This is a genomic window from Pseudomonas sp. 05N432 (genome assembly GCF_056396945.1).
On the sequence record NZ_JBFTMM010000011.1, the window covers coordinates 138,698 to 151,768 of the forward strand.

The following is a 13,071-nucleotide window of genomic DNA, read 5'->3' on the forward strand; positions in this document are numbered from 1 at the left end:
TTCAGCCTGCTTTCAACCACTTCGGAGCCGTGCTCGACTTTCCACCAGTGGGGGACAGGTCCATTCTCACATCAGCCAAACCCCTGCCCAGTATCAGTCGGTGAAAAGGGGGCAAGCTGCCCCCAACCCGATCACTCACTGAATATCTTTCAAATAATCCTTAAGCGCAATCAGCGGACTATCAAGCTGCTCCAGCGTCTGCGCAGCGCTGAAATCTCCCGACAATCTATCCAGCTCTCGACCCAGCGGCGTACCAGCCCCACCAATCGCCTCAAGCGCCAGCCCCACGCATTCAGCCACTTTGACCTTGATGGTCTCGACATCACCTCTGCGTACCAGCAAGCCGAATACGTCCCGCTGGTAGTCGCCCATCATCAGGTCGTCGCGCAGGATCGGGCTTTGGTCTTCCGTTTCGTAGGCGAGTTTTAGGGAGAAGAGGGCGACTGTTTCCAGGGGTAATTCCATGGAGGGGAATCCTTGTGAAATGGTCCGCCGGTCAAGGGGTGTGGAAGAGAAGCAGGATCAAAAGATCGTCCGAACGCGGCCCGAACCTTCGGCAGCTCCCACGGGGGCGGGGTGGCTTTTCTATAGGCGAAAAAAAAGGCCTTGCTAAGCAAGACCTTTCTTAATTTTGGTGCCCCGAGGGAGACTCGAACTCCCACTCCTTTCGAAAACGGATTTTGAATCCGCCGCGTCTACCAATTCCGCCATCAGGGCTCAATGGCGGCGAAGTATAGAGATGAGATAACCGTCGGTCAATCAGGTACATGGAGAATTTTCACTATTTCCGCTAGACTTCCCGGCCCTGCTAGACGAACCCCATCATGCGCGTTGCTGACTTTACTTTCGAACTCCCTGATTCGCTGATCGCTCGCCACCCTTTGGCTGAGCGGCGCGGCAGTCGCCTGTTGACCCTGGATGGGGTCAGCGGCGCTCTGGCGCACCGTCAATTCACTGATTTGCTTGAGCATTTGCGCCCGGGCGATTTGATGGTGTTCAACAATACCCGGGTGATTCCGGCGCGGCTGTTTGGCCAGAAAGCTTCCGGCGGCAAGCTGGAAATTCTGGTCGAGCGGGTGCTCGACAGTCATCGCGTGCTGGCCCATGTGCGTTCCAGCAAGTCGCCGAAGCCGGGTTCCAAGATCCTCATCGACGGCGGTGGCGAAGCTGAAATGCTCGCGCGTCACGATGCGTTGTTCGAACTGGGGTTCGCCGAAGAAGTGCTGCCGTTGCTCGACCGCGTCGGGCACATGCCGTTGCCTCCTTATATAGACCGCCCGGACGAAGGCTCGGACCGCGAGCGTTATCAGACGGTCTACGCCGAGCGTTTGGGCGCGGTGGCGGCACCGACGGCGGGGCTGCATTTCGATCAGCCGTTGCTCGAGGCGATTGCCGCCAAGGGTATCGAGACCGCGTTCGTGACCTTGCACGTCGGCGCGGGCACCTTTCAGCCGGTGCGGGTCGAGAAGATCGAAGATCACCACATGCACAGTGAATGGCTGGAAGTCGGCCAGGACGTGGTGGATGCGGTTGCTGCGTGCCGTGCGCGGGGTGGGCGCGTGGTGGCGGTGGGGACCACCAGCGTGCGTTCGCTGGAAAGCGCGGCGCGCGATGGCGTGCTCAAGCCGTTCAGCGGCGACACCGATATCTTTATCTACCCAGGCCGGCCGTTCCATGTGGTCGATGCCCTGGTCACCAACTTTCATTTGCCCGAATCCACGCTGTTGATGCTGGTTTCGGCGTTCGCCGGTTATCCCGAGACCATGGCCGCCTACAAGGCCGCCGTCGAGCATGGATACCGCTTTTTCAGCTACGGTGATGCGATGTTCATCACCCGTAATCCTGCGCCAACTGCCCCCAAGGGTTTGGCCCCTGAGGATCAAGAATGAGTCGTAAAAGTCGTATGTCTTTCGAATTGCTGGCCACTGACGGCAAGGCTCGCCGTGGTCGCCTGACGTTCCCGCGTGGCACTGTCGAAACCCCGGCCTTCATGCCGGTCGGCACGTACGGCACGGTCAAGGGCATGTTGCCGCGGGATATCGAGGCGACCGGCGCCGAGATCATTTTGGGCAACACCTTTCACCTGTGGCTGCGTCCTGGTACCGAAGTGATCAAGAAGCACGGCGACCTGCACGATTTCATGCAGTGGAAAGGCCCGATTCTGACCGACTCCGGCGGTTTCCAGGTGTTCAGCCTGGGCGCCATGCGCAAGATCAAGGAGGAGGGCGTGACCTTCGCTTCTCCGGTGGATGGCGCGAAAGTGTTCATGGGCCCGGAAGAGTCGATGCAGGTTCAGCGCGACCTGGGCTCCGACATCGTGATGATTTTCGACGAATGCACGCCGTACCCGGCCGATGAAGATGTGGCGCGGGTGTCCATGGAGCTGTCGTTGCGCTGGGCCCAGCGTTCGAAAAACGCTCATGGCGACAACACGGCGGCGCTGTTCGGCATCGTTCAGGGCGGCATGCACCAGGACCTGCGCATGCGCTCCCTGGAAGGCCTCGACAAGATCGGTTTTGACGGCCTGGCGATCGGCGGTCTGTCGGTCGGCGAGCCCAAGCACGAGATGATCAAGGTGCTGGATTATCTGCCAGGCCAGATGCCGGCTGACAAACCTCGTTACCTTATGGGCGTTGGCAAACCGGAAGACTTGGTTGAGGGTGTGCGCCGCGGTGTGGACATGTTCGATTGCGTGATGCCAACCCGTAATGCCCGCAATGGGCACTTGTTCATTGATACTGGCGTGCTGAAGATCCGTAACGCGTTTCATCGCCATGATGATTCGCCGCTCGATCCGACCTGCGATTGCTATACCTGCCAGAACTTCTCCCGTGCTTATCTGCACCATCTGGACAAGTGTGGAGAAATGCTGGGTAGCATGTTGAATACCATCCACAATTTGCGCCATTACCAGGTACTTATGGCTGGTTTGCGCGAGGCTATTCAACAGGGTACATTGGCCGCCTTTGTCGATGCCTTCTACGCCAAACGCGGGTTACCCGTACCGCCTTTGGACTGAGTTTTCTGACCCCAAGATTCAACATTTGCAACTGGAGTGCTAAATGAGCTTTTTTATCTCTAATGCCATGGCTGATGCTGGTGCCCCTGCGGCAGGCCCAATGGGCGGCGGCTTTGAGTGGATTTTCCTGGTCGGCTTCCTGGTCATCTTCTACCTGATGATCTGGCGTCCACAGGCCAAGCGCGCCAAAGAGCAGAAGAACCTGCTGAGCAGCCTGCAGAAAGGCGACGAAGTTGTGACCACCGGTGGTATTGCCGGCAAGATCACTAAAGTGGCAGATGATTTCGTTGTTCTGGAAGTTTCCGACACTGTCGAAATGAAATTCCAAAAGGGCGCCATTGCCGCCACGCTGCCAAAAGGCACGCTAAAAGCGATCTAAGTTTCAACTTCTACTCAATCGACGGGGCGCGCAAGGCGCCCCGCGTCATAAGCGGGCGGCGTGATGCTGAACAAATACCCTCTGTGGAAATACATTCTGATCCTGGCGGTGCTGGCGGTCGGTCTGATTTATTCCGCTCCCAATCTTTATCCTGACGATCCGGCCATTCAGGTCAGCGGTGCAAGCACTGCGCTGCAGGTCAATCAGGCTGATCTGGATCGTGTAAGCAAAGCGCTCAACGATGCCGGGATCAACGTCAAGGCGGCCACTCTGTCGGCCAATGGCAAGGGCGGTCTGTTGCGCCTGACCAAGGCGGAAGACCAACTGCCAGCCAAAGACGTCGTGCGCAAGGCGCTGGGTGATGACTACGTCGTCGCACTGAACCTGGCACAAACCACTCCGCAATGGCTGCGCACTGTCGGCGCGCATCCGATGAAGCTGGGTCTGGACTTGTCCGGTGGTGTGCACTTCCTGCTCGAAGTGGACATGGAAAAAGCCCTCGACGCCCGCCTGAAAGTCTACGAAGGCGACGTCAAGAGCCTGCTGCGTAAAGAGAAACTGCGCTATCGCAGCCTGCCGCAGATCAATGGCGCCATTCAGCTGGGCTTCAGTGATGACGCTTCCCGCGAAGAGGCTCGCGCGCTGATCCGCAAGAACTTCAACGATTTCGACATTGTTCCGGCCGACCTCAATGGTCAATCGGTACTGCGTCTGGCGATGACCCCGGCCAAGCTGGCGGAAATCCGCGAATACTCCATCAAGCAGAACTTGACCACGGTGCGTAACCGCGTCAACGAGCTGGGTGTTGCCGAACCGATCGTTCAACGTCAGGGTGCCAACCGCATCGTGGTTGAGCTGCCAGGCGTGCAAGACACTGCCGAAGCCAAGCGTATCCTCGGCAAGACGGCCAACCTGGAGTTCCGTCTGGCGGCAGAGCCGGGTGCTTCGAAAGCCACTTCCGAGACCTTCGAGTTCCGTGAGGGCAAGCGTCCTCCTGCGCAAATCGAGCGTGGCCTGATCATCACTGGCGACCAGGTAACTGACGCCAAGGCTGGTTTCGGTGAGCACGGTACGCCGGAAGTGAACATTCGTCTGGACGGTCACGGCGGTGAGCTGATGAACCGTGCGACGCGCTCCAACGTCGGTCGCAGCATGGCGGTGATCTTCATCGAGCAACGCCCGGTGACGACTTACGTCAAGCAGATGGTCAACGGCGTTGAGAAAGACGTGCCGGTCCAGAGCTTCAAGGAAGAGAAGAAGATCATCAGCCTGGCGACCATTCAGTCGCCGCTGGGTGCTCAGTTCCGCATCACTGGCCTGAACGGTCAGGGCGAGTCCTCGGAGCTGGCCTTGCTGCTGCGCGCCGGTGGCCTGGCGGCACCGATGTACTTTGCTGAAGAACGCACCATCGGTCCAAGCCTGGGTGCTGACAACATCACCAAGGGTATCGATGCGTCGCTGTGGGGCATGCTGTTCGTTTCTCTGTTCATCATGGCCATCTACCGCTTCTTCGGTTTGATCGCCACGGTTGCACTGGCGGTGAACATGGTGTTGCTGCTGGCCTTGATGTCGCTGCTGGGGGCAACGCTGACCCTGCCAGGTATCGCCGGTATCGTCTTGACCATGGGTATGGCGGTCGACGCCAACGTACTGATCTTCTCGCGGATACGTGAAGAGATCGCGGCCGGCATGACCGTGCAGCGGGCAATCAACGAAGGCTTCGGCCGGGCATTCACCGCGATTCTCGACGCCAACCTGACCACCCTGTTGGTCGGCGGCATCCTCTTTGCCATGGGCACCGGTCCGGTCAAAGGTTTCGCAGTGACCATGTCCCTCGGGATCTTTACCTCGATGTTCACGGCCATCATGGTGACCCGCGCGATGGTCAACCTGATCTTCGGCGGTCGTGACTTCAAGAAGTTGTGGATTTAAGGGGCTGCCATGTTACGTACTATCAACTTCATGGGCGTTCGCAACGTTGCGTTCGGCGTCACATTGTTCCTTACCGCTCTGGCGTTGTTCAGCTGCTTCCACAAGGGCATGAACTACGGTCTGGACTTCACTGGCGGTACGCTCATCGAGCTGACCTACGAGCGTCCGGCCGACGTCTTGAAAGTTCGTTCCCAGCTGACTGAGGCGGGTTATCACGAAGCGATCGTTCAGAGCTTCGGCGCGACCACCGATCTGCTGGTGCGCATGCCTGGCGAAGACCCGCAACTGGGTCACCAGGTCGCTGAAGCGCTGCAGAAAGTCGGCGGCGACAACCCGGCTGTGGTCAAGCGCGTCGAGTTCGTCGGTCCGCAGGTGGGTGAAGAACTGCGCGACCAGGGCGGCCTCGGCATGCTGATGGCGCTGGGCGGCATTCTGATCTACCTGGCGTTCCGCTTTCAGTGGAAGTTCGCGGTCGGTGCGATTGTCTCGCTGATCCACGACGTGATCGTGACCATCGGTATCCTGTCGTTCTTCCAGGTCACCTTCGACCTGACGGTACTGGCGGCGGTGCTGGCGATCATCGGTTACTCGCTCAACGACACCATTGTGGTATTTGACCGGGTTCGTGAGAACTTCCGGGTGTTGCGCAAGGCCAGCCYGATCGAGAACATCAACATCTCGACCACGCAAACCCTGCTGCGGACCATGGCGACGTCGATCTCCACCTTGCTGGCGATCTCCGCGCTGCTGTTTTTCGGTGGTGACAACCTGTTCGGTTTCTCCATTGCGCTGTTTATCGGTGTTCTGGCGGGTACTTACTCGTCGATCTACATCGCCAACGTGGTGCTGATCTGGCTGAACCTGAGCAGCGAGGACCTGATTCCTCCGGCCAATACCGAGAAGGAAGTGGACGACCGTCCTTGAGGCGTTATTTCCTCTCGTTATAACCAGAAGGCGCGAGTATTGAACTCGCGCCTTTTTTTATGCTCCAAGGTTTGGAAAGGCGCGGGCACGTCCCGCATGTGATGGTCAGGAGGTTCAAGTGAACAAGTCGTTACTGGTTGGTGCGGTATTGGGTGCTGTCGGTGTCACTGCCGGAGGCGCTGTTGCCACCTACAGCCTGGTAAAAAGCGGCGGACCTGAGTATGCGCAAGTACTGGCAGTCGAGCCTGTCAAAACACAGATCAAGACTCCGCGTGAAGTGTGCAGGGATGTGCCTGTGACCCGGCAGGCGCCGGTGAAGGATGAGCATCAGATCCTCGGTACGGTGATCGGTGCGGTCGGCGGTGGTTTGTTGGGCAACATGGTCGGTGGCGGTAATGGCAAGAAGCTCGCCACGGTCGCCGGTGCAGTTGGCGGCGGTTACGCCGGTAACCGGGTGCAGGAGGGCATGCAGGAGCGTGATACCTCCACCACGATGCAAAGACGTTGCGAGACGGTCAATGACGTCAGCGACAAGCTCGTAGGCTATGACGTTCGGTATTCGCTGGGCGGCAAGGAAGGCAAAGTGCGGATGGATCGTGATCCGGGCAACCAGATCCCGGTCGACAAGGACGGTCATCTGATCCTCGGCCAGAACCAGCCCGCTCAGAAATAAGCTGAATCCCAGACTCAAAAAAGCACCCGAACGGGTGCTTTTTTATGCCCGGGATTCATGCCCCACCCCTCATTCCCTGTGGGAGCGAGCCTGCTCGCGATAGCTATCTAACATTCAACATTGATGTTGGCTGACATACCGCTATCGCGAGCAGGCTCGCTCCCACATTGGGGATGTGGTGTTTGCGGGGGCAGATTTCAGGCATAAAAAAAGCACCCCGGAGGGTGCTTTTTTGTGCCTGGCGTTTAGCGTTTCAGCGAGGCTGGCAGGTGCGGCTGGATGGCCGTCAGTACTGCTTTGAAGCATTTGGTGTTGCCGGCAACGACGTGGCCTTTTTCAAGGAAGTCGTGACCGCCGGTGAAGTCGCTCACCAGGCCGCCAGCTTCCTGGATCAGCAGGGCGCCTGCCGCCATGTCCCACTCGGACAGGCCCGACTCCCAGAAAGCGTCGAAACGGCCGGCAGCTACATAAGCCAGGTCCAGGCTCGCTGCGCCAGCGCGGCGGATGCCGGCGGTCTGGCCAACCAAGGCGCGGAACATGCCCAGGTAGTTGTCGAGGTTGTCCATCTGGTCGTCACGGAACGGGAAGCCGGTACCCAGCAGGGCGCCGTCCAGGCTGGTGCGACCGCTGACGCGCAGGCGACGACCGTTCAGTTGGGCACCGCGACCACGGCTGGCGGTGAATTCTTCCTGGCGAACCGGGTCCAGAACAACAGCGTGCTCCAGGCGACCGCGGTATTTGCAGGCGATGCTGACAGCGAAGTGAGGAATGCCGCGCAGGAAGTTGGTGGTGCCGTCCAGTGGATCGATGATCCACAGGTATTCTTCGCCTTCGATCCCGGAGCCGGCGTGCATGCCGGTCTCTTCACCCATGATCGAATGATTCGGGTAGGCCTTGCGCAGTGCGTCGATGATTTTCTGTTCGGCAGCGCGATCCACTTCGGACACGTAGTCCTTGGCGTCTTTTTCGTCGACCTTGATGGTATCCAGGCGCTCGATGGAGCGGAAAATCAATTCACTGGCGCTGCGGGCGGCGCGCAGCGCGATATTCAGCATGGGCTGCATGGATGTGTCACCTAAGGTTGTTAAAGAAAGCCGAGCATTCTATCAGAAAGTTTCTACAGGTGAAGGTCGACGTTCGCTTTCATAGCTTAACGGTAGGAGGAACTGTAAGATTTGCTCCCTAATTTCCCTGTCAGAGAGCGCCTCCCTTGCTGCAGAACATTCGTGTCGTCCTGGTCAATACCAGCCATCCGGGGAATATCGGCGGGGCTGCGCGTGCCATGAAGAACATGGGGCTGTCGCGACTGGTGCTGGTCGAGCCGCGCCTGTTCCCCCATCACGAAGCCGATGCGCGAGCGTCCGGTGCCGGTGACATCCTGGAAAACGCCCAAGTCGTCGCCACGCTGGAAGATGCGCTGGTCGGTTGCAACCTGGTGCTGGGCACCAGTGCGCGTGACCGTCGTATCCCTTGGCCGCTGCTCGATCCCCGTGAATGCGGGACGAAAGCGGTTGAGGAAGCAGCTCAAGGCGCCGAGATTGCTTTGGTCTTTGGCCGTGAAGATTCCGGCCTGACCAATGAAGAGCTGCAGCGATGTCATTATCACGTGCACATTCCATCAGACCCTGAGTTCAGCTCGCTGAACCTTGGGGCAGCGGTGCAGGTGTTGAGTTATGAAGTGCGCATGTCCTGGCTGGCGGCTGAAGGTCAGCCAAGCAAGATCGAGAAGGAAGAAGTCGCGTCCACCAAAAGTGGCGAGCTGGCGACCATGGATGAGCTGGAGCGATTCTATGAGCACCTGGAGCAAACGCTGGTGGCCATCGAGTTTCTCGATCCGGAAAAACCACGGCACTTGATGGCGCGCCTGCGCCGGTTGTACGGACGAAGCTCGGTCAGCCGGGCGGAAATGAATATTTTGCGTGGCATCCTCACGGAAACCCAGAAAGCGGCCCGTGGTGAGCTTCTTAAACGGAAGGATTAATGATGTTCGAGCGTTTGCGTGAAGATATCCAGAGCGTTTTCCACCGTGACCCGGCGGCACGTAATGCGTTTGAGGTGTTGACCTGCTACCCGGGCATGCACGCCATCTGGATTCATCGCCTGTCGTCGGCGTTATGGGGCATGGGCTGGAAATGGCTGGCGCGGTTGGTATCGAACTTCGGCCGCTGGTTGACCGGGATCGAGATCCATCCTGGGGCCAAGGTCGGCCGTCGCTTCTTTATTGACCATGGCATGGGCATTGTCATCGGCGAAACCGCCGAAATCGGCAATGACGTGACGCTGTATCAAGGCGTGACCCTCGGTGGTACCAGCTGGAACAAAGGCAAGCGCCACCCGACGCTGGAAGACGGCGTAGTGGTAGGGGCGGGCGCCAAGGTGTTGGGGCCATTCACCGTGGGCGCGGGTGCCAAGGTGGGTTCCAATGCGGTTGTGACCAAGGCTGTTCCGGCAGGAGCGACAGTGGTCGGGATTCCAGGGCGGATCATCGTCAAGTCCGATGATGAGCTGGAAGCCAGGCGCAAGGCCATGGCCGAGAAGATTGGTTTTGATGCCTACGGCGTCAGCGAAGACATGCCGGACCCGGTGGCGCGTGCCATCGGTCAGTTGCTGGATCACCTGCAAGCGGTCGATGGTCGACTGGAAGACATGTGCGGCGCGCTCAAGGATCTGGGCAGCCCTTACTGTGCCAAGGACTTGCCTGAGCTGCGCGAAGAAGACTTCGCCTGTGTAAAAGGCAAGGATGAAAGTCAGGCCAGCTAAACCGGGGTGGCCCCATCGCGAGCAGGCTCGCTCCCACACTGGATCTCTGGTGTTGCGCAGATCAAGTGTGGGAGCGGGCTTGCTCGCGAAGAACGATAACGCGCATTTGCTGGTCGATCACCTCCAGCCTTTGTTATAGTGCGCGCGCTCTTTTGCGGGTAAACCTGACTAAAGTACTAGGTCTTATAGTTGACTTGAATACTCGGGAATTGCATACTCGCCCCCATCCCGTAACTCCGTGGTAATTGTCCATGCGACTGACTACAAAAGGCCGATACGCTGTCACCGCCATGCTTGACCTGGCGTTGCACGCGCAACATGGCCCGGTGTCCCTGGCCGATATCTCTGAGCGCCAAGGCATTTCCCTGTCCTACCTCGAACAGCTCTTCGCCAAATTGCGCCGCAGCAATCTGGTTTCCAGTGTCCGCGGACCAGGCGGTGGCTACCAGCTGTCGCGTGACATGCAGGGCATCCAGGTCGCTCAGGTGATCGATGCGGTCAACGAATCGGTCGATGCAACCAAATGCCAGGGACTGGGTGATTGCCATGGCGGCGACACCTGTCTGACCCACCACTTGTGGTGTGATCTGAGCCTGCAAATCCACGAATTTCTGAGCGGTATCAGCTTGGCTGACCTTGTCACTCGCCGTGAAGTGCAAGAAGTAGCCCAGCGTCAGGACCAGCGTCGTTGCAACAGCAAGACACCGCGTCTGGACAAGATCGAAGCGTCCGCCGTCGAATGACAGCCAAAGAGCTAGCGGCACGCCAGCCAGCCTGATTTAGGAGAGAGTCCATGAAATTGCCGATTTACCTTGATTACTCTGCGACCACCCCGGTTGATCCGCGTGTCGCGCAAAAGATGAGTGAATGCCTGCTGGTCGACGGAAACTTCGGTAACCCGGCGTCCCGCTCCCACGTGTTCGGCTGGAAAGCCGAAGAATCGGTCGAAAACGCTCGCCGCCAGGTCGCCGACCTGGTCAACGCCGACCCGCGTGAAATCGTCTGGACCTCCGGTGCCACCGAGTCCGACAACCTGGCAATCAAGGGTGTCGCGCATTTCTACAGCACCAAGGGCAAGCACCTGATCACCACCAAGATCGAACACAAGGCGGTCCTCGACACCATGCGCCAACTGGAGCGCGAAGGTTTCGAAGTGACCTACCTCGATCCTCGTGAAGACGGTCTGGTAACGCCTGAAATGATCGAAGCCGCGCTGCGCGATGACACCATCCTGGTGTCGGTCATGCACGTGAACAACGAAATCGGCACCATCAACGACATCGCAGCCATCGGTGAACTGACCCGTTCCAAGGGCATCCTGTTCCACGTCGACGCTGCGCAGTCCACCGGCAAGGTCGAGATCGACCTGCAAAAGCTGAAAGTCGACCTGATGTCCTTCTCGGCCCACAAGACCTACGGTCCTAAAGGCATCGGCGCGCTGTACGTCAGCCGCAAGCCGCGTGTTCGCCTTGAAGCGACCATGCACGGCGGCGGTCACGAGCGTGGCATGCGTTCCGGCACCCTGGCCACTCACCAGATCGTTGGCATGGGCGAAGCGTTCCGTGTGGCCAAGGAAGACATGGCTGCCGAAAACGTTCGGATCAAAGCCCTGAGCGACCGTTTCTTCAAGCAGGTCGAAGGCCTCGAAGAGCTGTACGTCAACGGCAGCCTGACCGCCCGCGTTCCGCACAACCTGAACCTGAGCTTCAACTACGTTGAAGGCGAGTCGCTGATCATGGCGCTCAAGGACCTGGCGGTATCGTCCGGTTCGGCCTGTACCTCGGCGTCGCTTGAGCCTTCGTACGTACTGCGCGCCCTGGGCCGCAACGACGAACTGGCACACAGCTCGATTCGCTTCACCTTCGGCCGCTTCACCACCGAAGAAGAAATCGATTATGCCGCGCAGAAAGTCTGCGAGGCCGTCACCAAGCTGCGCGCTCTGTCGCCGCTGTGGGACATGTACAAAGACGGCGTCGACATTTCGAAAATCGAGTGGGCGGCACACTAACGAATTAAGTCGCCGTACACGGGCTCTGTAACCCAGTTGAAAAGCTGGCTTGCAGGGCCCCAAGAGCGACTCTCTGATGAGTGAGGATTAATCATGGCTTACAGCGAAAAGGTCATCGACCACTACGAGAACCCGCGCAACGTCGGCAAGATGGACGCGGAAGATCCTGATGTCGGCACCGGCATGGTCGGCGCTCCGGCGTGCGGCGACGTTATGCGCCTGCAAATCAAGGTCAACGAGCAAGGCATCATCGAAGACGCCAAGTTCAAGACCTACGGCTGCGGCTCTGCCATTGCCTCCAGCTCCCTCGCTACCGAGTGGATGAAGGGCAAGACTCTGGACGAAGCCGAGACCATCAAGAACACCCAGCTGGCTGAAGAACTGGCCTTGCCGCCAGTGAAAATCCACTGCTCGGTACTCGCTGAAGACGCCATCAAGGCTGCCGTTCGCGATTACAAGCAGAAGAAAGGCTTGATCTGACTTTCAAGTATTGGCGACGAGTAAGGAGTCACCGATGGCTATCAGCATGACAGAAGCGGCTGCTCAACACGTGCGACGCTCCCTCGACGGGCGCGGCAAGGGTGATGGGATTCGTCTGGGTGTTCGCACCACGGGCTGTTCCGGCCTTGCCTACGTGCTGGAGTTTGTCGATGAGGTAGGGGCCGACGATCAGGTCTTCGTCAGTCATGGCGAGAAAGTGATCATCGATCCGAAAAGCCTGGCTTACCTGGACGGCACCGAGCTCGATTTCGTCAAGGAAGGGTTGAACGAAGGCTTCAAGTTCAACAATCCCAACGTGCGCGGTGAATGTGGCTGCGGCGAAAGCTTCAACATCTGAGGCTGCTCGTGGGTACTCCTTGTCATTTCGCTTTATTTGAGCTGCAACCGAGCTTCAATCTGGACCTCGACCAGCTGGCTACGCGCTACCGTGAGTTGGCGCGCAGCGTTCATCCAGACCGCTTTGCTGACGCTTCCGAGCGTGAGCAACGGCTGGCGCTAGAGCAATCCGCTAGCCTCAACGAGGCCTACCAGACGCTCAAAAGTCCCCCCAAGCGCGCGCGTTACCTGCTCGCCATGGGTGGTCGCGAGCTGCCGCTGGAGGTCACGGTGCATGATCCGGAATTTCTTCTGCAGCAGATGCAATGGCGCGAAGAGCTCGAAGACCTGCAAGACAGTGCCGATCTGGCCGGGATTGTGGTATTCAAGCGCCGCCTGAAGGTCGCTCAGGATGTACTGAACGAAAGCTTCGCAGCTTGCTGGAATGATGCAGTGCAGCGTGAACAGGCCGAACGCCTGATGCGGCGCATGCAGTTCCTCGACAAGCTCACCTACGAAGTGCGCCAGTTAGAAGAGCGCCTCGACGATTAACCCAGTGC

The 13,071-nt window shown here is 58.7% G+C and carries 15 protein-coding genes and 1 tRNA gene; 13 read left to right on the forward strand and 3 right to left on the reverse strand.

The genetic code is table 11. The features are described from left to right. Window positions 1-135: 135 nt before the first annotated feature. Together AC1DHT_RS13980 and AC1DHT_RS13985 are read right to left on the reverse strand one after the other, a co-directional pair. Entirely contained in the window at window positions 136-465 is a 330-nt protein-coding gene (locus AC1DHT_RS13980) for a hypothetical protein (RefSeq protein WP_347929007.1), read from the reverse strand. A 167-nt stretch (window positions 466-632) separates the two neighbouring features. Continuing rightward, window positions 633-717 (reverse strand) — tRNA-Leu (locus tag AC1DHT_RS13985). Between the two features lie 107 nt (window positions 718-824). Between AC1DHT_RS13985 and queA the strand changes: the two genes are divergently transcribed. The 6 genes from queA (at window position 825) to AC1DHT_RS14015 (ending at window position 6,927) form a co-directional block, all read left to right on the forward strand. Beyond that, the gene (queA, locus tag AC1DHT_RS13990) at window positions 825-1,889 is read left to right on the forward strand and encodes a tRNA preQ1(34) S-adenosylmethionine ribosyltransferase-isomerase QueA (protein ID WP_442114774.1); all 1,065 of its coding nucleotides are present in this window, start codon (window positions 825-827) and stop codon (window positions 1,887-1,889) included. 14 nt (window positions 1,890-1,903) lie between these two features. After that, window positions 1,904-3,019, forward strand: coding sequence for a tRNA guanosine(34) transglycosylase Tgt (gene tgt / locus AC1DHT_RS13995; RefSeq protein ID WP_162130405.1), 1,116 nt, complete (start codon window positions 1,904-1,906; stop codon window positions 3,017-3,019). Window positions 3,020-3,062: 43 nt separating this feature from the next. Then, a complete protein-coding gene (gene yajC, locus AC1DHT_RS14000) occupies window positions 3,063-3,398 on the forward strand; it encodes a preprotein translocase subunit YajC (RefSeq protein ID WP_019693477.1) in 336 nt (111 codons plus the stop codon). Window positions 3,399-3,461: 63 nt separating this feature from the next. Then, complete coding sequence (gene secD, locus AC1DHT_RS14005; RefSeq protein WP_427543136.1) at window positions 3,462-5,330, forward strand: protein translocase subunit SecD; 1,869 nt, start codon at window positions 3,462-3,464, stop codon at window positions 5,328-5,330. A gap of 9 nt (window positions 5,331-5,339) precedes the next feature. Next, a complete protein-coding gene (gene secF / locus AC1DHT_RS14010; protein ID WP_477761376.1) occupies window positions 5,340-6,254 on the forward strand; it encodes a protein translocase subunit SecF in 915 nt (304 codons plus the stop codon). Window positions 6,255-6,372: 118 nt separating this feature from the next. Beyond that, window positions 6,373-6,927 carry a glycine zipper 2TM domain-containing protein gene (locus AC1DHT_RS14015; protein WP_427543142.1) on the forward strand — a complete coding sequence of 185 codons (555 nt, stop codon included), beginning with the start codon at window positions 6,373-6,375 and terminating at the stop codon, window positions 6,925-6,927. 245 nt (window positions 6,928-7,172) lie between these two features. Here the strand turns inward: AC1DHT_RS14015 and suhB are convergent, their stop codons facing one another. Next, on the reverse strand, window positions 7,173-7,991 hold the full coding sequence (gene suhB / locus AC1DHT_RS14020; protein WP_427543145.1) for a type III secretion system regulator SuhB: 819 nt from the start codon (window positions 7,989-7,991) through the stop codon (window positions 7,173-7,175). 146 nt (window positions 7,992-8,137) lie between these two features. Here suhB and trmJ point away from each other — a divergent pair, with 146 nt between their 5' ends. The 7 genes from trmJ (at window position 8,138) to hscB (ending at window position 13,063) form a co-directional block, all read left to right on the forward strand. Then, window positions 8,138-8,908: a tRNA (cytosine(32)/uridine(32)-2'-O)-methyltransferase TrmJ gene (gene trmJ / locus AC1DHT_RS14025; RefSeq protein ID WP_427543148.1), complete on the forward strand. Its 771-nt coding sequence runs from the start codon at window positions 8,138-8,140 to the stop codon at window positions 8,906-8,908. 2 nt (window positions 8,909-8,910) lie between these two features. Continuing rightward, on the forward strand, window positions 8,911-9,687 hold the full coding sequence (cysE, locus tag AC1DHT_RS14030) for a serine O-acetyltransferase (protein ID WP_427543151.1): 777 nt from the start codon (window positions 8,911-8,913) through the stop codon (window positions 9,685-9,687). Between the two features lie 251 nt (window positions 9,688-9,938). Then, the gene (gene iscR, locus AC1DHT_RS14035) at window positions 9,939-10,430 is read left to right on the forward strand and encodes a Fe-S cluster assembly transcriptional regulator IscR (RefSeq protein WP_019693470.1); all 492 of its coding nucleotides are present in this window, start codon (window positions 9,939-9,941) and stop codon (window positions 10,428-10,430) included. Window positions 10,431-10,480: 50 nt separating this feature from the next. Then, complete coding sequence (locus tag AC1DHT_RS14040) at window positions 10,481-11,695, forward strand: IscS subfamily cysteine desulfurase (protein ID WP_019693469.1); 1,215 nt, start codon at window positions 10,481-10,483, stop codon at window positions 11,693-11,695. Between the two features lie 93 nt (window positions 11,696-11,788). Beyond that, window positions 11,789-12,175, forward strand: a complete 387-nt coding sequence (iscU, locus tag AC1DHT_RS14045) for a Fe-S cluster assembly scaffold IscU (protein ID WP_003443374.1) — start codon at window positions 11,789-11,791, stop codon at window positions 12,173-12,175. Window positions 12,176-12,209: 34 nt separating this feature from the next. Further along, the gene (gene iscA / locus AC1DHT_RS14050) at window positions 12,210-12,533 is read left to right on the forward strand and encodes an iron-sulfur cluster assembly protein IscA (protein ID WP_019693468.1); all 324 of its coding nucleotides are present in this window, start codon (window positions 12,210-12,212) and stop codon (window positions 12,531-12,533) included. 8 nt (window positions 12,534-12,541) lie between these two features. Beyond that, complete coding sequence (hscB, locus tag AC1DHT_RS14055; RefSeq protein ID WP_427533323.1) at window positions 12,542-13,063, forward strand: co-chaperone HscB; 522 nt, start codon at window positions 12,542-12,544, stop codon at window positions 13,061-13,063. Window positions 13,064-13,071 lie beyond the last annotated feature (8 nt).